Genomic DNA, 19690 nt, shown 5'->3' with positions numbered 1-19690 from the left:
TCGCCAGTCCAAAACCTCGACAGAACCCCGAACGTGCTGGTCCGCGACTACAACGGCGAAGGCGACTGAGCGTAACGGCCGTGCAGGCGCGCTACCGGCGCTACTGCGCCGCGCTGGGCCTGGACACGCCACGCGCGCTCGAGCCGCTGACGCACAGCGATGCGCGCGGCACCTGGATCTCCCCGATCATGCACCCGGTCATCGAAGGCATCGCCACCGGCGACCCGGCCTGCGCCATGATCGGCGTCGAATTCATCGAACAAGACCAAAGCTTCCCGTTCGGCCTCATCCTCAAGAGCCGAACCGCGCGCGCCCTGCGCCGCGCCGACCTGCCGGAACCCCTGAAGACCCGCATCCGCCGCCGCGTCGCAGCGATGCTGGCCACCGGCTACACACCGCGCGAGTTCAAGGAATACGCGCGACTGCTGCGCAAGATCGGCTTCGACCAACAGTGGCCGGCGATGGCCGCAGCGCCTCCGCTCGGCCACCCGCATGCGATGCGCCACTACGCCTACTTCCGCGGCATCCAAGAGCGCTCGCCCGCGTTCGTCGCACCCGCCCGCCGCGCGCAGCGACCGCATCGGCAAGCTGAATAACCCTGCGATTTCCGCTTATTCCAGCACGCACGGTGAGCAGGCGTGAGGAACCGAGCCGTTGTGAGCGCAATCACGACGGCCGCGAAATCCAGACGCTACGGTGTTTCGCAACCGCAATGGCTTGGCCGGATCGCGTTCTCGCACGAGAACCTTCCGCCCCGACGCTTTTGTTCCAGTTCGCCGCGATCCGACCGAGTGGTTCGACATGGCCGTCGTCCTCCACCCCCATCCGTCCCTGTGCGGCGACAGCAACGACGGCGCCGACGCGGCATCGCAAGCGCGCGACGCAGCGGCCACGGACCCGCCCGTCCCGATCCGCGCGATCACCGCATGGCTGCGCGCGCAAGACCTCGACGTGCGCGGAAACCCCGACGTGCAACGCTGCGCCGGCGGCCTGTCGCACCTGACCTGGCGCCTGCGCTACGCCGACCACGACCTCATCCTGCGCCGCCCGCGCCAAACCAGCGGCGGCCTGCAACGCCTGCGCCGCGAGTTCGCCCTGCAAACCGCGCTGCGCCCGCACTTCCCCGTGCCCGACACCCTGCGCCTGTGCGCCGACGCGCGCATCGCCGCGGCGCCGTTCTACGTCATGCGCTACGTCGCCGGCATCGTCCCGCGCCGGCGCTGCTTCGCGGCCGCCGCCTTGCCGGCCGACGACGCGCGCCAGCTGTGCGAAAACGTCGTCGCCCGCATGATCGACCTGCACCGCATCGACCCGCGCGCGCTCGGCCTCAGCGACAGCGCGCTCGCCGCGCCGTCCGCGCACCGCCTGCGCCGATTGCTGACCCACTGGCTGATCCGCCACACCCGGCTCAAGCGCTGGCACATCCCCGACCTGCGCCCGCTCGGCCAATGGCTGCTCGACCGCGTCCCCGCGCAACAACGCAGCCGCCTGCTGCACAACGACTGGCGGCTCGACAACCTGGTCTTCGACCCCGCCGAACCCGCGCGCATCCGCGCCGTGCTCGACTGGGAATTCGCCGACCTCGGCGACCCGCTGATGGACCTCGGCGTGCTGCTGTCGTACTGGGTCGAACCCGGCGACAGCGCGCTGATGCGCCGCTACCAATGGCAGCCCTCGCACCTGCCCGGCATGCTCAGCCGCGACCAACTCGTGCAGCGTTACTTCGACGCCAGCGGCGACAGCGACCGCGACTGGCCGTTCTACCAAGCCTTCGGCCTGTTCCGCTACCTGCTGGCCTTGCAGGAACTGCACCTGCGCCACGCGCTCGAAGGCGGCGACGAACGCGCGTTCTTCCGCGGCATCTGGACGCTGATCCGGTACCTCGACTGGAAACAGCGCAGGCTGATCGCGCGTGGCTAGCCCGTCCTGGCACCAGCGCATCCTCAGCGACCTGCCCCGCGCCTTGCAGCGCCTGTCGCGCCTGCCCGAGCCCTGGCGCTACCGCATCGTGTCGTGGGCGCTGGCGCGGCAGAGCCGCTACTTCCGCACCCACGGCCTGCGCATCGTGCACATCGACCCGGGCCGCGTCTCGATCCTGGTCGCCGACCACGCCCGCCTGCGCAACCGCGCCGGCGCCGTGCACCCGATGGCCGCGGCGCTGGCCGGCGAATACGCCGCCGCGCTGGTCGCCGCGCAACACACCGCGCGCGGCGCCCACCTCGTCGCCAAAAGCGTCAGCGCCGACTTCCGCAAACCGCTGCAAGGCCACGTCTGCGCACAAGCCAGCCTCGACGCCGAACAGATGGCCGCGATCCGCGCCGCCGCGCACGGCCGCCTGCGCATCGCGATGAAAGCCGTCGACGCCACCGGCAAGGCGCCGGTGCGCGGGCACGTGGAGGTGGCGTGGTCGAGCGCGCCGCGCGGCGAGCCCGCATGACCACACTCCCTGACCGAAGGCAGCCGATGTCGGCCCACCCGCAAACCTCCGCAGCATCGAGCGCCGCCGCGAGCAGCCCCGTCCTGCTCGCCGCCTGCTTCGGCTTCATGGTCGTGCAACTCGACGTCACCATCGTCAACGTCGCCCTGCCCGAACTGGCGACGCGCCTGGGCAGCGACCTCGCCGGCCTGCAATGGGTGGTCGACGCCTACACTTTGCTGTTCGCGTCCTTGCTGCTCTCGGCCGGCGCGTGGATCGACCGCATCGGCGCGCGACGCAGCTTCCTGATCGGCCTCGGCGGTTTCCTCATCGCATCGGCCGCCTGCGGCGCCGCGCAAACCGTCGCCCAACTGATCGCCGCGCGCGCCGTGCAAGGCCTGTTCGCCGCACCGATGGTCCCCGCCTCGCTGGCCCTGCTGAACCACGCCTACGCCGACGACCCGCCGCGGCGCGCGCGCGCGATGGCGCTGTGGACCGCGTCCGGCGCGCTCGCCGCCGCCACCGGCTCGCTCGCCGGCGGCGCGCTGCTGCAAACGCTGGGCTGGCGCAGCATCTTCCTCGTCAATCTGCCGATTTGCGCGCTCGGCATCGCGCTCGCGTGGCGCCTGAGCGAAACCCCGCGCAAACCGAACCAGCGCCTCGACCTCGCCGGGCAAACCCTGGCCGTCCTCGCGCTGCTGGGCCTGATCGGCGCGATCATCGAAACGCCGCGGCTGGGCCTGGATCACCCGCTCGTGCTCGCCGGCTTCGCCCTCGCCGCCGTCTGCGGCCTCGCCTTCCTCGCCGTGGAATCGCGCAGCGCGCAACCGATGCTGCCGCTGCGCCTGTTCGGCGCGCCGAACTTCAGCGTCGCCCTGGCGTCCGCCATCGCCATCAGCCTGTCCTACTACGGCCTGATCTTCGCCATGAGCCTGTACCTGCAACAGTCCGCCGGCTACACCCCGTTGCAGGCCGGCCTCGCCTACGTCCCGCTCGCCGCCGCCTTCATCGCCGCCAACCTCGCCAGCGGCCGCGTGCTCGCGCAGCGCGGCTTCCGCTTCGCGATCCTCGCCGGCCTGTCGCTCTGCGCGCTCGGCTTCGTCTGGTTGAGCAGGCTGCCGCCCGACGGCGCGTATCTGTGGATACTGCCCGCATTCGTCGCCATTCCCGCCGGTATGGGCGTGGCGATGCCCGCCACCACCACCCTGGTGCTCGCCAGCGTCGACCGCTCGCAGTCCGGCACCGCCGCGGCGGTGCTCAACGCGGTGCGGCAAACCGGCGCCGCCTTGGGCGTGGCCTTGTGCGGGCTGTTGCTGAGCGCAGGCGGCATCGACAGCGGATTGCGCATCGTCTGCTATGTCTCGATCGCGGCGCTGTCGCTCTCAATCGTCCTGTCGCGCGCCTGCCTCCGCGACAGCGGCGCGGCGGCGTCCGGCAAACGCGGAGGCCGCTAGCCACCGGATTGCGCGCATCGGACGCGATCGCCGACACTCGACGTCGTCCGCATCGCCCGATGTCCGCGCAACGCCCACCCCATCCGATCCTGCCGCCCATGCCCACGCCCGACTGGCTCCCGCACACCCAGGACCTGCCCTCGCTGCAAGCGAACCTGTGCTTCCTGATCCACGACCGCTTCTACTACGGCCCCGACCACCCGGCCGACCCCAACGACCTGGAACGGTTGACCGTGCCGCTGTCCGCGCCGCGCATTCCCGTGGCCCACGCAACCGTCGTCACCGCCGCCGAAGCGCTCGGGCACGAACGCGAACTGGCGGACTACTACCGGCAGATCGTGCGTCTCGCCCGCGAACACGGCCGCCCGTTCAATTCCATCCGCCATTGCTTCTGGTTGCGGCTGTGGCTGTGGAACGCGGACCGGCAGACCAGCGTGTCCTTTCCCTGGTACGACAGCTACTCCGAGATCGACCGCGTGCTCAAGGCGCTGGCGGAAACCGACAGCGGCGAAGTGTTCTACGACGTCGAGCAAGGCTGGGACATGAAGATCCACGCCCAAGACGGCGCCGTGTACTTCCTGGAAAGCGACCCCGACGACGACGACGCGCAGTTGGCGATCCGCGTCCCGCGCGAACCGCTGGTCCAGCAGGTGCGGGCGCTGCGCGAAAGCGCGCAAGCCTTGATCGCGCGGCTGACCGAAGAACTCGGCGCCGATGTCTGGACGTCGTACGTCCGCACCGAGCCCGTCTTCAAACCCTGAGCGCGGCGCTGGCCGGGCCTCAGCGCAGCAACGGCAGCCAGACCCACAGCGCCAGCAACGCCGCCAGCAGCACCGGCGGGGTCAGCGCCAGCCCCACCTTCATGTAGGCGCCCCAGCCGATGCGCTGGCCCTTGCCGGCCAGCACGTGCAGCCACAGCAGCGTCGCCAGCGAACCGATCGGGGTGAACTTGGGCCCCAGGTCGTTGCCGACCACATTGGCGTAGACCATCAGCTCGCGCGTCAGCGCCGGCGCCTGCGCCGCGTCGATGGCCAGCGCGCCCACCAGCGTGGCCGGCATGTTGTTCATCACCGAGGCCAGCGCCGCCACCGCGAAGCCGGTGCCGACCGTCGCCGCCAGCGTGCCCTGCGCCGCCAGCCACGTCAGCAGCGCGCTCGCCGCGCCGGTCAGCCACGCATGGCCCAGGCCGTAGACGACCAGGTACATCCCCAGCGAAAACAGCACGATCTGCCACGGCGCGCCGCGCAGCACCCGCCCCACCGCGATCCGCGCGCCGCGGCCGCCGCGCGTCCAGCGGCCGGCGATGGCGACCAGCAGCAACGCCGCCGCTCCCGTCACCGCCGCGATGGGAACGCCGAGCGGGCCGGTCGCGAAGTAAGCCAGCAACAAACCGCCCAACAGCGGAAACGCGGCGCGGAACACCGCCGCGTCGCGGATCGCCTCGCCCGGCGCCTGCAACGCCTGCAGCGAGTAACGCACGTCGATATCGCGCCGGAACCAGCCCCACAGCACCAGCAACGTAGCGCCGACCGAAACCAGATTGACCGGCACCATCACCGCCGCATAGCGGTCGAACGGCACCGCGAAGAACTGCGCGCTGACGATGTTGACCAGGTTCGACACCACCAGCGGCAGGCTGGCGGTGTCGGCGATGAAACCGCAGGCGACCGTGAACGCCATCGCCGTGGCCGGGGCGACGTTCAACCGCAGCACGATCGCCAGCACGATCGGCGTCAGCAGCAGCGCCGCGCCGTCGTTGGCGAACACCGCGGCGACCGCCGCGCCGAGCAGGACGATCAACGGAAACAGCCGGCGCCCGTCGCCGCCGCCCCAGCGCGCGACGTGCAACGCGGCCCAGGCGAAGAAACCGGCCTCGTCCAGGATCAGCGAAATCACGATCAAGGCGACGAAGGTGAACGTCGCATCCCAGACCAGGGCCCAGACCGTGCCGACGTCGTGCCAGCCCACCACGCCGGTGGCCAGCGCCACCGCCGCGCCGGCCAGCGCCGACCAGCCGATGCCCAGCCCGCGCGGCTGCCAGACGACGAAAACCAGGGTGACGACGAAAATGGCGAAGGCAAGCATGCGGCGCTCGGGCAGATGGCGGCGAAGATCGGGAGACGCAGCACGCAGCGCAGCGCGCCTCAGATCGCGCCCTGGCTCACGCGAAGGGACAGGGCTTCAGCGCTTTCGACGCGCTCGGAATAGCGGTCGGTCAGATAAGCCGAGCGCCCGCGCACCAGCCAGGTGAACTTGACCAGTTCCTCGCACACATCGACCACGCGCTGGTAATACGCCGACGGCTTCATCCGGCCGGCCTCGTCGAACTCCTGGAACGCCTTGGCCACCGACGACTGGTTCGGAATCGCGACCATGCGCATCCAGCGGCCGAGCGTGCGCAGTTGGTTGACCGCGTTGAAGCTCTGCGAGCCGCCGGACACCTGCATCAGCGCCAGCGTCTTGCCCTGGGTCGGCCGGCGCGAACCGACGGCCAGCGGAATCCAGTCGATCTGCGCCTTCAGGATCGCGGTCATCGCGCCGTGGCGTTCCGGGCTCACCCACACCATGCCCTCGGACCAATCGGCCAGCGCGCGCAGCTCCTGCACCTTGGGATGCTCCGGCGCTGCGCCGTCGGGCAACGGCAGGTCGCGCGGATCGTAGATCCGCACCTCGCAGCCGAACCGGCGCAGCAGCCGCGCGGCTTCCTGCGCGAGAAAGCGCGAGTACGAACGCTCGCGCAACGAGCCGTACAAGATCAGGATGCGCGGCGGATGCGTCGGATCGCCCGGCGCGGCGAGCGCGGCGGCGTCGATCGCGACCCACTGCGCGGGATCGATGTTCGGCAGTTCCGCCGACGCGTCCGGCGCCCTCTCCATCGGCATCGCCGCGCTCATGCCGACGCTCCCGCCCGCGTCACCACTTCGCCGTCTTCCTTGACGAACGACGCCGGCGGATGCGCCAACAGCGCCAGCACCCGCTCCGACGGCCGGCACAGCGCCGCGCCTTTATCCGACACCACGATCGGCCGGTTGATCAGGATCGGGTGCGCCATCATCGCGTCCAGCAAGGCCTCGTCGCCCAGCGCAGGATCGGACAGGCCCAGTTCCGCGTAAGGCGTGCCCTTCTCGCGCAACAGCGCGCGCGGCGTGAGGCCCATCGCCGCGATCAGCGCCTGCAAGGTCTCGCGCGACGGCGGCGTCTTCAGGTACTCGATGACGACGGGGTCTTCCCCCGACTCGCGGATCATCGCCAAGGCGTTGCGCGACGTGCCGCAATCGGGGTTGTGATAGATCGTGACGGACATGGCGCAACCTCAGGTCGAGTCGGGACGAGGCGCCGACGTCGCCGGCACCCATTTCGCGAAGCATTGGCGCCGCGGAACGCCGCGTGCGCGGCGCCGGCGCGGAAGAACGAACCCGGAACCGCTAACCGCCGCTCAACTGCACGTCTTCGCATCGCAGGCCGCGACGAAGTCGGCGAGCGGCGCGCAGATCTGCGGATTGCCGGCGCAGCAGTCCTCGGTCAGGAACGCGAGCAACTGCCGCATGTCGTCGTAACTGGCCGCGTACACGATGCGGCGCCCGTCGCGCCGGCAACGCAGCAGCTTCGCCCGCTCCAGCGCGGACAGATGGAAGCTCATGCGGGTCGGCGCGATCGCCAGCGCCTCGGCGATCTCGCCCGAGGCCAAACCCTCGGGCCCCGCGCGCACCAGCAGGCGGAACGCCGCGAGGCGGTCGGCGTGGGCGAGAGCGGAAAGCGCCTGGACGGCGGTGTCGTCGTTCATGGCGCGAATACTACAACAATACTTGTAGAGTACAAGAGTGAGTCGCGAGCGACGCACGGGCCGAGGCGTCGCGCCGCCCTGGCCATGTCAACGCCCAGCCCACGCACCCACGGGCGGGCTGCTCGCGCAAACAACACGGCCACGCCGAAGTCCTCTCACAAAAACGCGCTGGTCCCCAGCCGCCACCCGGCAGAGCGCTCAGCCCTCGGCGATCACCGCCGTGGCGAACGGCGCGAGCACCGCCCAGCCCAGGCCCGCATACAGCCCGCGGCCGTCTTCCGACGCGACCAGCAACGACACGCTCGCCGCAGACGCCTTCGCCGCGCCGAGCGCGGCCATCACCGCAATGCCGAGCCCCTTGCGCCGATGCGCCACGGCCGTCTCGATGCGGTCGTAAACGAAGGCCTGTGCTGTTTCCGCCGCGTAACCGCTGGCGGCCAGCTCGCCGCCCGGCGCGAACACGCAGGCGCGAACCACCGCGCCATCGCGCTGAAGTTCCATCGCATAGCCATCGGGCAACGGCTTCGTCGCAGCCGCGGTCACCGCCGTGGTCATGAAGTAATTGGCCGGCTGCATCTGCCACCATTCCGGCAACGCGCTGCGCAACTCCTCATCGGTCCCGCACAACTTCAAGTAATGCCGCGGCGCCGTAACCTCGCGCGCCACCTCGCGCAGCCCATCGCACAGGCGCGGAAACACCCAGCGCACGGCTTCCTTCTCCGATCCGGTATCCACCCGGAAACCGCCGCGTTCGCGCACCGGCGCGGGCGCGCCGCGCGCCAGCGAGTGCGCCGCCTGCCATGCGAAAACCAAGTGCGGATCGAGGTGAGAGATCGTCATCGCGGACCAGAAAGATTCGGAAAGGACGCATCGGGCTGCGAACGCGGGAGCCCGACACCCGCCTCCCCTCGCACGCCTCGCGCGGCTGCGGACTAGAACACCGCCGGTTCTCACCGCCTAAGACCGCTGCCGCCACGCGTGCTTCGCGCCCCGTGGCCGTTCGCGCAGGGCCGCAGCGTTTGTCGGTGAGGCCTCGCCCCGGCCGCCACCCACAGGACCGCCGCCCCATGAGCTATCCCGATTGCCAGTACTCGCACGTCACCTGGATCCGCAAGGACAGCGCCGCCTTCAAGACGCTGATCGAAGGCCTGAAGAACGAGCGCACCGCCGGCGCCGCGGTGACCACGTTCCTGGCCACCCTGACTTCCGCGCACGAGGCCTTCAAACAAGGGTTGCGCCCCGGCGTCGACATGAACCGGCTGCTGGCGACCTACCAGAACACCACCGGCATCATCTCCACCCGCGAATACACCCTGCCCGACATTCCCGACGACCCGAACTACCCGGGCAGCAGCTTCACCACCGACCTGATCGAAGGCATCGCCGGCGCGGCGATGACCGAGATCGGAATCGGCATCTCGCTGTACACCCTGGTGATGGACCTGGTGGCGTTGTTCAACATCAAGCTGCACCTGCGCGGCCTGCTGTTCAACAACTCGGCCGCCGACCTGGAGGAGCTGCAGATCTATTACGGCCCCAACGGCATGCCGAACCTGTTTCCGCTGAAGACGACCATTCCCGGCATCAAGCCGATCATGAATCCGCTGGACAAGAAGAACTACGACTGCGTCGGCTTCACCCTGTTCGGCGGGATCGGCTTCCAGAGCCTGGAAGGATTCTTCGTCGCCGTGCAAGCGCAGCGCAAGAACGGCCCGCGGCCGCCGCCGATGTACTGCCAGTACTACGCCCAGGCGCGCGGCATCTCGATCGGCCAGGACGACCGCAGCCACGGGCCGCTGCGCGAGGCGTTCTATGCCGACAACACCATCGGGGTGTTGGTGAATCAGCCGATGAGCACGTACGGCATCACCGCGATCGTGTACGGCTGAGCCGATGGCCGGCGACGCCGGAAACGCACAGGCCCCGCGCAAGGCGGGGCCTGTGGGTGATTGCAGCGCCTTACGCCTGCGGCGACTCCGCCGGCGGCTCCGCGCGCTTGGCCGGCGTGCGATTGAACCGCGCCGACAACATCTGCCGCAGCGCCTCCAGCCCCTCGCCCTTGCCGGCGATCTTCAGGAACGCGTAACCCTCCAACCCGTTGGCCATCAGATCGCTGCCCAACGCGGTTTCGGTATCGCGCAGCTTCTCGTGCAGGCGGGTCACGCGCAGCGCGCGCGGGCGCAGCTGGTCGAGCAAGGCCAGATCGCGGCGCAGCGCGTCCAGGTCGAAATTGCGCGGCAGGATGCCGGGGTTCTCGCCCATCACGTGCAGCGCCTGGCGGCAGAAGGCTTCGGATTTGTCGCCCATCTTGGTCAGCTGGCGGCGCTGGTCCAGCGGCAGCGCCACCAGCCCGGCGAGCTGGGTTTCCAGCACGCTCAGCGCCTCGTCGATGGCGGTCAGCGATTCGGCGGACAGGGCGAGGTCGATCAGATTCTGGTTCATGGCAGTCCTTGGCAGTCGGGGGATGTGCGCCGGCCGCAGCGGCCGGCCCGCGCAGCCTAGAACCGCGCGCACAACCCGCGGCGCCCCGAGCGCAAGCCGCCGCGCCCCAACCGCAAGCCGTCGCGCCTTGCGCGTGGCCCGCCGACACCCAAGCGCAAGCCCGCGCGGCTTGCGCGCGACACACACGGCTTGCGCGCAACACCGCACGCCTTGCGCCCGCAAGCCACATCGGCTTGCGCGCAAGCCTTGGCGCAGCAAGCGCAGGCCCCCGCCGCTTGCGCGCAAGCCGCAGCGGTTGCGCGCAAGCCTGCGCGCTTTGCGAACGCAAGGTGCGAACGCTTGCGCGCAAGAATCGGCAGCGCGCGCGCAAGCGGCGGGGGCTTGCGGCTGGGATGCGCGGGCTTGCGGCCGGGGCGGCGCGGCTTGCGGGCGACCGGCCACCGCTCGCGCGCAAGCCGAAACGCCTCGCGCGCGACGCTTTTCGGCTTGCGCGCGAAGCGATTCGGGTTGCGAATGCAGCGCCACGGGCCGAGACCCGGCCCCGGCGGAGCGGCGGCGGCGCACGACCCATTGCGACCGCCCTGCCCGCCAGCAGGACAGGGCGCACTCCCCTGGTGCATGCGTCGCCCAACCCTGGCCCTATCCCCGCGCCTGCGGCGCACGAGCGGCCGCCAATCTCATGACCGAGCGACGGCCCATCAGGCAAGTCCGGGTTTACCACCAGACGACGTATCCGACTGAAGAACATCCTGATCGGGCTATGGGGGGCCACCCGGTCGATGTTCGGCGCCGGCACTCGGCGCTACCGCCTCGTCGACCGCCCCCAATGGCCAGCAAGCCATCAGGCTTCGATCTCGCGAGGGTTTACGGATGAGCCGCCCGTCTATTTCAACTCGTATCGCATGGCCGCTGCTCTTTCTGGCGACCGTGTCCGGAGCAGCGTTCGCGCAACCGGCCTCCGAAATCACCTGGAAAGTGGCATCGACATTCCCGCAGCGCACCCAAATAGTGGACGGCAACCGCCGCTGGCGAACGCCGGAGGGCGCGCTGCCAAATCCGGGCGAATCTTTCGACCAATGGTACGCACGGCTCGCCGCGGCCAATCAGTCGCCGTATTCCGCCCTGCCCGAAGGCCAGTCGGATGTGTGGAGCGAGGACGATCAGCAGTATCAACGGGATTTTCTGGAGTATGTGCGGGGGAATCTTGTCGCTACGGTCATCGAGGTGCGGGGGCCGCTCGCCGCCGCCGCGTCCTGTACCTGGACGGTGGATGCGGTTGTCGTCTCCGACCATGCTCGTTGCGACTACCTGGAAACGCTCGTGCCGTCGCGGAGGTCCCTCGTCCGCGTACAAGCCGATGACGACCCCGCTCGTCCTGACACCGCCGATGGCCGGCTGTTTGCCGCCGGTTACGTGCACCCCAGACGCGTGGTGATCCTCGGGCTGGGAGATTCCTATGCCTCGGGCGAGGGCAACCCGGACGTACCTACGCGATGGAATGACAAGCCGTTACCCGACGACAATAGTCTGGACTGGCTTAAGTCGTCGTGGAAGAAGCCCGGCGACTACATCGAAAAAGGAGCGAGCTGGCGCGACACCAACTGTCATCGATCGTACTGGAACCAGCAGAACGTCGCCGCCGCGCGCCTGGCCGCGACGGACCCGCAACAGGAAGTGGTTTTCCTTCAATACGCCTGCTCCGGCGCCGAGATTTTCGACGGCATCTTGGTGCGTCAGCTCGACCCGCCAGGGATAGGGGTCGAAAAGAAGTCGGGATGCCAGAAGGCCACCAGCTCCAAGTGCCGGCTCAAGATGTCGCAATTGAGAGCGGCGGTCAGCGCACTGTGCCGCGTTACGCCGGAACGCGCGAAGGCGCTGACGCAGCGGATGGACGACTCCATCGCCCAAGCCGGAGCGGGGGGCGAACTGGCGAAGATGGAGGCCTACCGCCGGGTTCCGAGAGACATGCGCGTTGCCGGGGAAGGCATGCCCGCGTCCGCACTCGACTTGGTGAGCTGCTCCGACATGGTCCAGCCCGACGCGATCCTCATGTCGGTCGGCGGGAACGACGCCGGCTTTGCGCAACTCGTCGCCTGGGCCCTGATGCCGCGCGACGGCGCGAATGCCGCACTCGATGTACCGTATCGCCTGCTGCGCCGACAGACCGTCGTTTGTCCGCCCGCCCAGAAAGAATGGTGCCGCGGCGCTACCTCCGACACCCTGGCGATTCAACTTCCCTTTCGGTACCGATGGCTGGCCGAAGCCATGGGGGATATCGGCCTGAAATCGCCGCCCGGCAACACCTTGGTGACCTCATACCCCGATGTCCTGAGAAACAACACCGACGTCGTCACCGCCGGTTCGACGCTGTGCGGCGACTCGACGAAAAACCGGGACACTCAGGGAGTCAAGGACCGCAACAACCAATGGACCGCGTTCAACCTTCAGATACCCCGCTTGTTGCGCTTCATTCGCCCGTGGTACTTCGGGCTCGACGTAAGCCCAGCGCCGAAGACTTCATGGCGGCTCAGCCCCGGACACGAACTGGTCATGCGCGTGATGCCCGACTTGCGGCGCAGCCTGCAGGCCTCGGTCGCCGAAGCGCAATTTACCTACGTGGACACGTCCGACGCGTTCGTCGGGCGGGGCTGGTGCACCAAATCCGAGTCCGAATCCCAAAACCGCAGCCGCAACCAACGCCTCCCGCTTCCGGGCTTGGGTAGCGGCTCGCACAACCAGACGCCGCACGAATGGCAGGCGTTCAGCCCACGCAACCGACTGGTGCGCACGGCGAACGACAGCTACTTCACTCAGTTGTCCACGCGCTCCGGCGACGTGAACGGCACGATGCACCCGACCGCCGAGGGCCATTTCAAGCTGGCGGAACAGCTTCACCGCAGACTCGCCTCGGCCCTACGTTCGAGCCGCGAAAGCAAGGACACCGGCGCAGGCGCCATCGGTGCGGTGCAGTCCCCTTGAGCGATGCTACCGGCGTGCCGACGGCGTCGCCGCCCTGGTCGATGGCGGCGACAACCTTTGGGCGCTGCGTGCTTGGTTTCAGCCGCAAACCTGCGGGCGGATTCGAGCGGGCGCTGCCGGAACCCGCCTTGCGCGCATCAGTGCAACCGCTGCGAACCGCCCGCCCCTGCGACGCCTCCATCCGAAGGCGACCAGACACAAGCATCCATCACCGGATCCAACCGCCGCGCCAGCGCCTGGAACACCTCCCGCAGCAGCCGGTGGTCCTGCCCGGCGGGATAACCGATCTCGATCAACACCTCGGGCTGCAAGGTCCGCACGATGCCGTGCAGTTCCTGCTGGAAGGCGGAAAGGGCTTTGAAGGCGTCGACGGGCATCACCACCCCTTCGTGCGGGGGTGTGTGGTCGGGTTTGCGGGGCATGGGCGGTACTCCTGTCCTTGGCGGGGAACCCGCGCGGTGCGGCATGCAGCCGGCGGGAAGTCGGGAGGTTCGAAACCGCACACAGCCGGCGGGCGTATTCCCCTTGCGGGTGTTGTATTAGCCGCCCTCCCGACGCAGGAGATCGCGTCGTCATGCCCAAACGGCAGGCATGAAAAACCCACCGTTGACGAAGGTGGGTATCGCTGTGTGTTTGGGAGTTTCGACGCTCCTTGAACATGAATTTGCGGCACCTAGCGACGAGTGTCAATCAGACATGTCCTAATTGACCGCCGAGCCACGTAACTAGCTAAGATAATTCGGTCAGTGATAGGTGCCGACCTCCGCTTTCACTCCAAAGCAACTTCTGGCGAACGCAGATAACCACTGCGAGACGCCTCATCCCTTCCGATTGCGCTATGGATGTAGCTCTCGGATTGAACCCACAAAGAATGCCATTCAAGAGTCTAAAACTCACCCACGCCAAGCGCGCTTGGCACCCCCTGATGTAGCGCGCCGTTCCAGCATCTATACATTCCACCGGCATACAGACCTTATCCCTTGGGCAAACTTATGTCAGACACCCAACTTCCTGATGACCGCGTAATTGTCGAACGACTTAGGCAGGAACTCGCTAAGACCGAACCATCTCGTCGCCGCCGAATAATTGAGAAATTTGTACTCGCAGCACTTGGCAGCATTCCTTGGATCGGAGGATTTCTCAGTGCCGCCTATGAGTACCGAGCAGAGGAAGATACTCTCCAGCAAGACTCGCTCCAAACTCAATGGCTTGAAGAACATCAAGAGAAGATATCTGAACTTCGCGACACCCTGTCGGAAATTGAAAAGCGCTTCGATACTTTCGGGAGCACAATCGAAGATCGCATCCAAAGCAAAGAATATTTATGCTTAGTTAGAAAAGCATTTCGCGCATGGGACGAAGCTGACACCCATGAAAAAAGGCGCTACATAGCCAACCTAATAATAAATGCCGCGGGAACCCGTGTTTGCTCTGACGACGTCATTAGATTATTTATAGACTGGCTGGAGCTATATCACGAAGCTCATTTCGCCGTGATTCGAGAGATATTTCAATATCCAGGATCAACTCGCTATGAAATCTGGTCATCTATTTATGGAGATATCCCGAGAGAGGACTCCGCCGAAGCCGATCTTTACAAACTCCTTATTCGCGACCTCAGTACTGGCAGCGTTATAAGGCAAGAGCGGGACACAAATGCGCTGGGACAATTCATCCGAAAGCGGCCGACGAAAACCAGCACTCGCAATTCCGCGCCGACAACTATGGAATCCGCTTTCGAAAACACAAAACCGTATGTATTAACCGAAATGGGAAAACAATTCGTTCACTACACCATGAACGAGGCGGTCACTCGACTTGAAGGCGACACATATGGCAATTAAGAAATAACTCAAAAAAACACCGCGCAACTCAATCTAATAGATCACCAATGCGAGCTAAAACCGCCAAACCAGCCCCCAAAAAACCCATCAAAGCATATGGATTATTAGCTCAACAACCAGCCCGGCTCAGAGCGCGCAGCACCTAATTCCGCATTATCGACCCCAAGCAATACAGCCGAACGATATTAGCGTCCCGTCGCGCGCACCGAATGCACGATACAGTCGATTCTAGACCAACAAATTTAGCGACCAGTTGCCATAGAGGAACTCATGACAATTCAAAGAGAGGCCGCATACCACGAGGCGGCGCACGCTGTCTTGGCGCATAAATCAAAATACCACGCAATTGTGGGCGAAATAAATCTACTTGATTATGGCGCGGGCGAGCTCTATCTATCACTCAGCAGATCGAAATGCGCGCGCGGAGGAAAACCTCAAGACCCCTCTGCACAAAGAGACAAAGATGTGGCGCAAGATTTTGCTGTAGTTCTATGCGCGGGCCTAGCCGGCGAAATAATTGCTTCAGAACACGATAAAACTCTGACGCCCAATCCTGTGGCCGCCGAACCCGATTACGACATAATGAAGTTGCAGCTACAGAAAGCTGGACTGAGCAAAAAACATGACCTTTACGAAAAACAGGCGCATGAGCTACTAAAAGAAAACTGGAAAGCCGTCGACAATTTAGCCAAGTATTTATTTACAAAACAGTCTGCGCAACCGCTTGAAATAATTGAAATCATCGAGAGAGCCTGCCAAGCACCTTAAACTAAAACTGCTTAGTCGTTCCCATAGTCCGGCTCGTAACTAATTTCACGCTCTTCCAACTCCACAATTTCCTCTTCAAGCCCACCCGCCGAAAGTTCGTCAGTACCGAACAGATGCAAATCGCATTCAGTGCAGATGAATTCAACAGGAGAATAAGTTATTTCAACTTCTTCATACCCAGGAGTGAGCTCGTCCTGATCCTCCGTTAGCTCCTCAAAATCCTTATCGCCGCCTAAAATTGCAGTGCATTCGCAGGCAGGACAGATACGCGTCCAATGCTTCCCGCAAGAACTATTGACCCGACGAGACAGCTCCCACCAGCGCCACGCTCTGGATGCAGTCCTTTGATCTTCTATCATTTTTGGGGAACGCTTCTTGCCATCGTCACCCTTGCCGAACTGATCGCGAGCATGCTCAATTTTCTGCAGGGCAGACTGCTGTTTAAGATGAGATAAGTGTTCAAGCAGTTGTTGCTTTTCAGCGGCTGCACCACCAATGAAGTCTTCCAGATCCTTGCCAGTCGACTGCAAAATAAGCCTCACGGCGTGCCAGAGCTTACCCTCCCACTCCTCTAGACTCATTCCAACGTATGCAGCATGCCCAGAATGGAGCTCAGCATTACGACGATCAGCCAAGTCCTTGCATGCTGCATACGCCAAGGAATTAAATCCCAAAACCACATGCTTCAGCCGCAGAAAGACCTCGTTAGCGTCGACCGTTCGTACCGCTGTCGCAGTGGAGATCCCACATGCTTCCAGCATACTATTTGGATTCTTGGGATCGACAACTAAGCTAGGATGGATTCTCGCTAGTGCGTATTTTCCGAGCAGTTCTAAAGACAGTGTCGCCCAGAGCTGATAGGCATCTTCTTCACCCAGCTCCTTAGCCTGTAGCGCGCGCCGAGCATAAAGCGTCGCCTTTCCATACAGCGCGTCTTCCGAAAGTGCAGGCGGGAGTGCCCGCATCGTGCCTCGCCTAATATTTTGCATACTTAGCTCGCAAGTGAGATGCGCAGAAGCGTTCGGCGCCCAAGCCCAGAAGCCTTGCCTCGCCTATGAAACACCGCCCAGTTATCAACTACTAAGATATCGCCCACCTGCCATTCCAAACTAACAAATGGACTGATCTGCGCCGACAACAATTTCTCTACGATTAATCGCCCCTCATCTGTCTGGGCACGCATGCAGCCAGGATCAAAGCGAATCCAAGGCCGATCTAAACTGCTTATTGTGGAATAAAAGCTAGCCCGCCCATTTCTTACTACAAAGGGCTCTCGGTTACTGGCTGGGTGCGGCAACCCGGCATCTTTGATCCTGAGAAGCTGAGTTGGCGCCACACCAGCACCTGTAATCGACTGGCAGCCGAAAATTAAGTATCTCGGTGGCAGTGTCGAATGAGATCCATCGACATGCCAAGGCTGTGCGCCAGCTCCAGTCATGCGACTGAGTGAACACAGAGGTGCATCGACTGCTTCCCGCTCCTCCAGCAACTCAATTACGGCACCACCTCGTCCGGTTCGAATTGAACCTCCGAGACGAGTGGCGAGCTCAAGCATCAGTTGTGAAATCTGTTTAGAAGGTTGATCGCGCAAATAGACATACCCATTGCGGGCGAGTGCAACCCGTACCCTTTCGAAGCCATCGGCCATTCCTACCTCCCCAGAAAGGCTGCGCCTAGATTTTCGGTCGCGTCAGTTGGAGCTAGATATTCCAGCCAGCTCATAGGTGACTGGACTATAGACACTACCGCGCAACTATCAACGCACCAATAGAAAACTTGCCTGACTAGCAATTTGCAACCCGCAGACATTCTCAGCATGACGGAAACACGGATGTGAAACACAACGTCACTTACAAAGCTGATTACCATTCGTCTGTCTCGTGAATCCCTATCAAGTAGAGCCTATCCCGCCGAAGCTTGAGATTGACACGCACTTAAACTCTTCACCCGCGCAGGACGTCCGACTGACCGTGGGCTGCCACTCGGCTCTTAAACCTCACTTCACCAACACCTCCGGCCTAGGGACTCGCATGCCATCTGCAAAACCCCGCATCACCGCTCTCATCACCGCGGTACTGATGTCGTTCCCGTGTCTCGCCCTCGCTGCCACCTCGTTGCAAGACGCCAACACCCTAACCCGCAACTTCGTCCAGCAAACCATGACGGACCAACGAATCCCCGGCCTGCAGGTCGCGGTGATCAAAGACGGCCAAGTCGTCCTGTCCGAAAGCTACGGCCTCGCCAACGTCGAAAACCAAGTCCCGGTCACGCCCAACACCCGCTTCCCCATCAACTCCGCCACCAAGTCCTTCACCGGCGTGGCGATGATGCAACTCGCGCAAGCCGGCAAGGTGGATCTCGACGCGCCCGCTTCGCGCTACCTGGACGACCTGCCCGCCGCGTGGCGGACGATCCGCGTGCGCCAGTTGCTCGGGCATACGTCCGGCCTGCCCGATATCGTCGATCAGCGCGGGCTAATCGGCGGCGGCAACGAGGCGGCGGCGTGGACGGCGGTCAAGACGCTGCCGTTGGGCGCGCCGGTCGGCGAGCGGTTCGCCTACAACCAGACCAACTACGGGCTGTTGGCGCAGATCATCGTCAAGCAGACGAATCTGCCTTACGAGCAATACATGGCGCAGCGCCAGTTCGCGGTGGTCGGCATGCCGTTGACGACGTTCGGCGACAGCTACGATCTGGTGGCCAACGCGGCGACGATCTACAGCTACACGCCGCGCGGGACGCTGGCGAAGAACGATGGCAGCCGCTTGTCGCGCTGGATCTACGACATGCCCTACAGCCTGTGGGCCGGCGGCGGCATCCAGACCACGGCGGAGGAGTTGTCGCGTTGGCTGATCGCGGTGTCGGACGGGCGGCTGATCGATCGGGCGCATCTGCGGCGCATGTGGACGCCGGAGAAATTGAACAGCGGCGCCGATGGCGCCTGGGGCGCGGGTTGGCCGGTGTTGCAGGCGTCGCCGACGCGGCAGGTGGCCGGCATCGGCGGTGCGCGCGCGGCGTTCGTGGTGTATCCGGATGAGGGCTTGGCGGTGGTGCTGTTGACCAATCTCGCGGGTGCGAATCCGCAGCGGTTCATTCCGAAGATTGCGGAGTTCTATGGGGTGGCGCCGGCGGCGGCGGCGCGCTGACACGAAGGGTTGCGCAGGGACTGCCGCGTCTTCGGTTCGCTCGGGCCCTGCGCGTTGAAGCTCGCGGGTGCGCCACGCATCGCGCCTGCTGTTGCGACGCAGGCGCGGTTGCGGATGTTTCCGGATCCGTAACTGCCGCACGATTTTTTCCGGTCTTTTCCTTTCCTCTGCGCGCGCCGTCACGCGCCATCCGGGCAAGCGCCGGGGCGGCTTGCCGCGGTCGCCGCGGCGGCCTTGAATCCGCCCATGCCGCGCGGCGAACCGTCGCTTGAGCGCGGCATCGCGACGCGGGGGCCACCCCGCCCTCGCCGCCGCGCCCTGCGAACCCCAAGGAAAGGAAAAGCCATGAACCTCACGAACGCGAGCAAGCGCGGTTGGTTGGCGTTGCTGCTGGTCCCGTTGGCGTTGGCCCTGCCCGCGCAGCATGCGCAGGCGCAGTCGTTCACCACCTTGCAGACCTGGCCGGCCGGCTCGTTCGCCACCGGCTGGACCAGCATCGTCGACACGCCCAACGGCTTGTTCTACTACAACGCGCAGAACGGCTCGGCCGCGGTCGGCCGGGTCACCAGCACCGGCAATCACGTCACCGTCCGCACCTATCCGGCGTTCTCGTTCGCCACCGGCTGGAGCAGCATCGTCTCCACGCCGAACGGCATCTTCTTCTACAACGCGCAGACGGGGGCCGGGGCCATCGGCACGATCGACAGCGCGGGCAATCACACCACCTTGCTCACCTATCCCAACGGTGCGTTCGCGTTGGGGTGGAGCCGGTTGACGTATTCGCCGAATGGGATCTTGTTCTACAACGGGAGCACCGGCGCGGGGGCGACGGGGCGGGTGAACTGACGGTATCGGCC

Annotated in this window: 20 protein-coding genes; 11 read left to right on the top strand and 9 right to left on the bottom strand. The window is 65.1% G+C overall.

Annotated features, from left to right (window positions below; all coding sequences use genetic code 11):
• Positions 1-80 precede the first annotated feature (80 nt).
• From JHW38_RS00805 to JHW38_RS00785, 5 genes are all read left to right on the top strand, one after another.
• The gene (locus JHW38_RS00805; RefSeq protein ID WP_207524150.1) at positions 81-596 is read left to right on the top strand and encodes a hypothetical protein; all 516 of its coding nucleotides are present in this window, start codon (positions 81-83) and stop codon (positions 594-596) included.
• Between the two features lie 205 nt (positions 597-801).
• A complete protein-coding gene (locus tag JHW38_RS00800; protein ID WP_207524149.1) occupies positions 802-1920 on the top strand; it encodes a phosphotransferase family protein in 1119 nt (372 codons plus the stop codon).
• On the top strand, positions 1913-2437 hold the full coding sequence (locus JHW38_RS00795; RefSeq protein ID WP_207524148.1) for a DUF4442 domain-containing protein: 525 nt from the start codon (positions 1913-1915) through the stop codon (positions 2435-2437). Before JHW38_RS00800 ends, JHW38_RS00795 begins: the two co-directional genes overlap by 8 nt.
• A 26-nt stretch (positions 2438-2463) precedes the next feature.
• Entirely contained in the window at positions 2464-3870 is a 1407-nt protein-coding gene (locus tag JHW38_RS00790) for an MFS transporter (RefSeq protein WP_207524147.1), read from the top strand.
• Positions 3871-3968: 98 nt separating this feature from the next.
• A complete protein-coding gene (locus JHW38_RS00785) occupies positions 3969-4631 on the top strand; it encodes a hypothetical protein (protein WP_207524146.1) in 663 nt (220 codons plus the stop codon).
• Positions 4632-4650: 19 nt separating this feature from the next.
• Here JHW38_RS00785 and JHW38_RS00780 read toward each other — a convergent pair whose 3' ends face one another.
• From JHW38_RS00780 to JHW38_RS00760, 5 genes are all read right to left on the bottom strand, one after another.
• Positions 4651-5955: an arsenic transporter gene (locus JHW38_RS00780; RefSeq protein ID WP_207524145.1), complete on the bottom strand. Its 1305-nt coding sequence runs from the start codon at positions 5953-5955 to the stop codon at positions 4651-4653.
• Positions 5956-6014: 59 nt separating this feature from the next.
• Entirely contained in the window at positions 6015-6764 is a 750-nt protein-coding gene (gene arsH / locus JHW38_RS00775) for an arsenical resistance protein ArsH (RefSeq protein ID WP_242691115.1), read from the bottom strand.
• A complete protein-coding gene (gene arsC, locus JHW38_RS00770) occupies positions 6761-7174 on the bottom strand; it encodes an arsenate reductase (glutaredoxin) (RefSeq protein WP_207524144.1) in 414 nt (137 codons plus the stop codon). The genes arsH and arsC overlap by 4 nt, the downstream gene beginning before the upstream one ends.
• Before the next feature lie 132 nt (positions 7175-7306).
• A complete protein-coding gene (locus JHW38_RS00765; protein ID WP_207524143.1) occupies positions 7307-7654 on the bottom strand; it encodes an ArsR/SmtB family transcription factor in 348 nt (115 codons plus the stop codon).
• 198 nt (positions 7655-7852) lie between these two features.
• Positions 7853-8413 carry a hypothetical protein gene (locus JHW38_RS00760; RefSeq protein ID WP_207524142.1) on the bottom strand — a complete coding sequence of 187 codons (561 nt, stop codon included), beginning with the start codon at positions 8411-8413 and terminating at the stop codon, positions 7853-7855.
• A 308-nt stretch (positions 8414-8721) separates the two neighbouring features.
• On the opposite strand from JHW38_RS00760, the gene JHW38_RS00755 reads away from it, so the two are divergent.
• The gene (locus tag JHW38_RS00755) at positions 8722-9543 is read left to right on the top strand and encodes a hypothetical protein (RefSeq protein WP_207524141.1); all 822 of its coding nucleotides are present in this window, start codon (positions 8722-8724) and stop codon (positions 9541-9543) included.
• A gap of 70 nt (positions 9544-9613) precedes the next feature.
• Here the strand turns inward: JHW38_RS00755 and JHW38_RS00750 are convergent, their stop codons facing one another.
• A complete protein-coding gene (locus JHW38_RS00750) occupies positions 9614-10096 on the bottom strand; it encodes a hypothetical protein (RefSeq protein WP_207524140.1) in 483 nt (160 codons plus the stop codon).
• An 870-nt stretch (positions 10097-10966) separates the two neighbouring features.
• On the opposite strand from JHW38_RS00750, the gene JHW38_RS00745 reads away from it, so the two are divergent.
• The gene (locus JHW38_RS00745; RefSeq protein WP_207524139.1) at positions 10967-13075 is read left to right on the top strand and encodes a hypothetical protein; all 2109 of its coding nucleotides are present in this window, start codon (positions 10967-10969) and stop codon (positions 13073-13075) included.
• Between the two features lie 137 nt (positions 13076-13212).
• Here the strand turns inward: JHW38_RS00745 and JHW38_RS00740 are convergent, their stop codons facing one another.
• A complete protein-coding gene (locus JHW38_RS00740) occupies positions 13213-13497 on the bottom strand; it encodes a hypothetical protein (RefSeq protein WP_207524138.1) in 285 nt (94 codons plus the stop codon).
• A gap of 570 nt (positions 13498-14067) precedes the next feature.
• Between JHW38_RS00740 and JHW38_RS00735 the strand changes: the two genes are divergently transcribed.
• Entirely contained in the window at positions 14068-14919 is an 852-nt protein-coding gene (locus JHW38_RS00735) for a hypothetical protein (RefSeq protein WP_207524137.1), read from the top strand.
• 270 nt (positions 14920-15189) lie between these two features.
• Entirely contained in the window at positions 15190-15687 is a 498-nt protein-coding gene (locus tag JHW38_RS00730; protein ID WP_207524136.1) for a hypothetical protein, read from the top strand.
• An 11-nt stretch (positions 15688-15698) separates the two neighbouring features.
• On the opposite strand, the gene JHW38_RS00725 is transcribed toward JHW38_RS00730, so the two are convergent.
• Complete coding sequence (locus tag JHW38_RS00725; RefSeq protein ID WP_207524135.1) at positions 15699-16652, bottom strand: hypothetical protein; 954 nt, start codon at positions 16650-16652, stop codon at positions 15699-15701.
• 26 nt (positions 16653-16678) lie between these two features.
• On the bottom strand, positions 16679-17335 hold the full coding sequence (locus JHW38_RS00720) for a TauD/TfdA family dioxygenase (protein ID WP_207524134.1): 657 nt from the start codon (positions 17333-17335) through the stop codon (positions 16679-16681).
• 382 nt (positions 17336-17717) lie between these two features.
• Between JHW38_RS00720 and JHW38_RS00715 the strand changes: the two genes are divergently transcribed.
• Positions 17718-18833 carry a serine hydrolase domain-containing protein gene (locus JHW38_RS00715; protein ID WP_207526202.1) on the top strand — a complete coding sequence of 372 codons (1116 nt, stop codon included), beginning with the start codon at positions 17718-17720 and terminating at the stop codon, positions 18831-18833.
• 345 nt (positions 18834-19178) lie between these two features.
• On the top strand, positions 19179-19679 hold the full coding sequence (locus tag JHW38_RS00710; RefSeq protein WP_207524133.1) for a hypothetical protein: 501 nt from the start codon (positions 19179-19181) through the stop codon (positions 19677-19679).
• Positions 19680-19690: the final 11 nt, after the last annotated feature.

The sequence above is a fragment of the Lysobacter enzymogenes genome (genome assembly GCF_017355525.1).
Taxonomy (GTDB): domain Bacteria; phylum Pseudomonadota; class Gammaproteobacteria; order Xanthomonadales; family Xanthomonadaceae; genus Lysobacter; species Lysobacter enzymogenes_C.
This window is presented reverse-complemented; position numbering and strand designations above follow the sequence as displayed.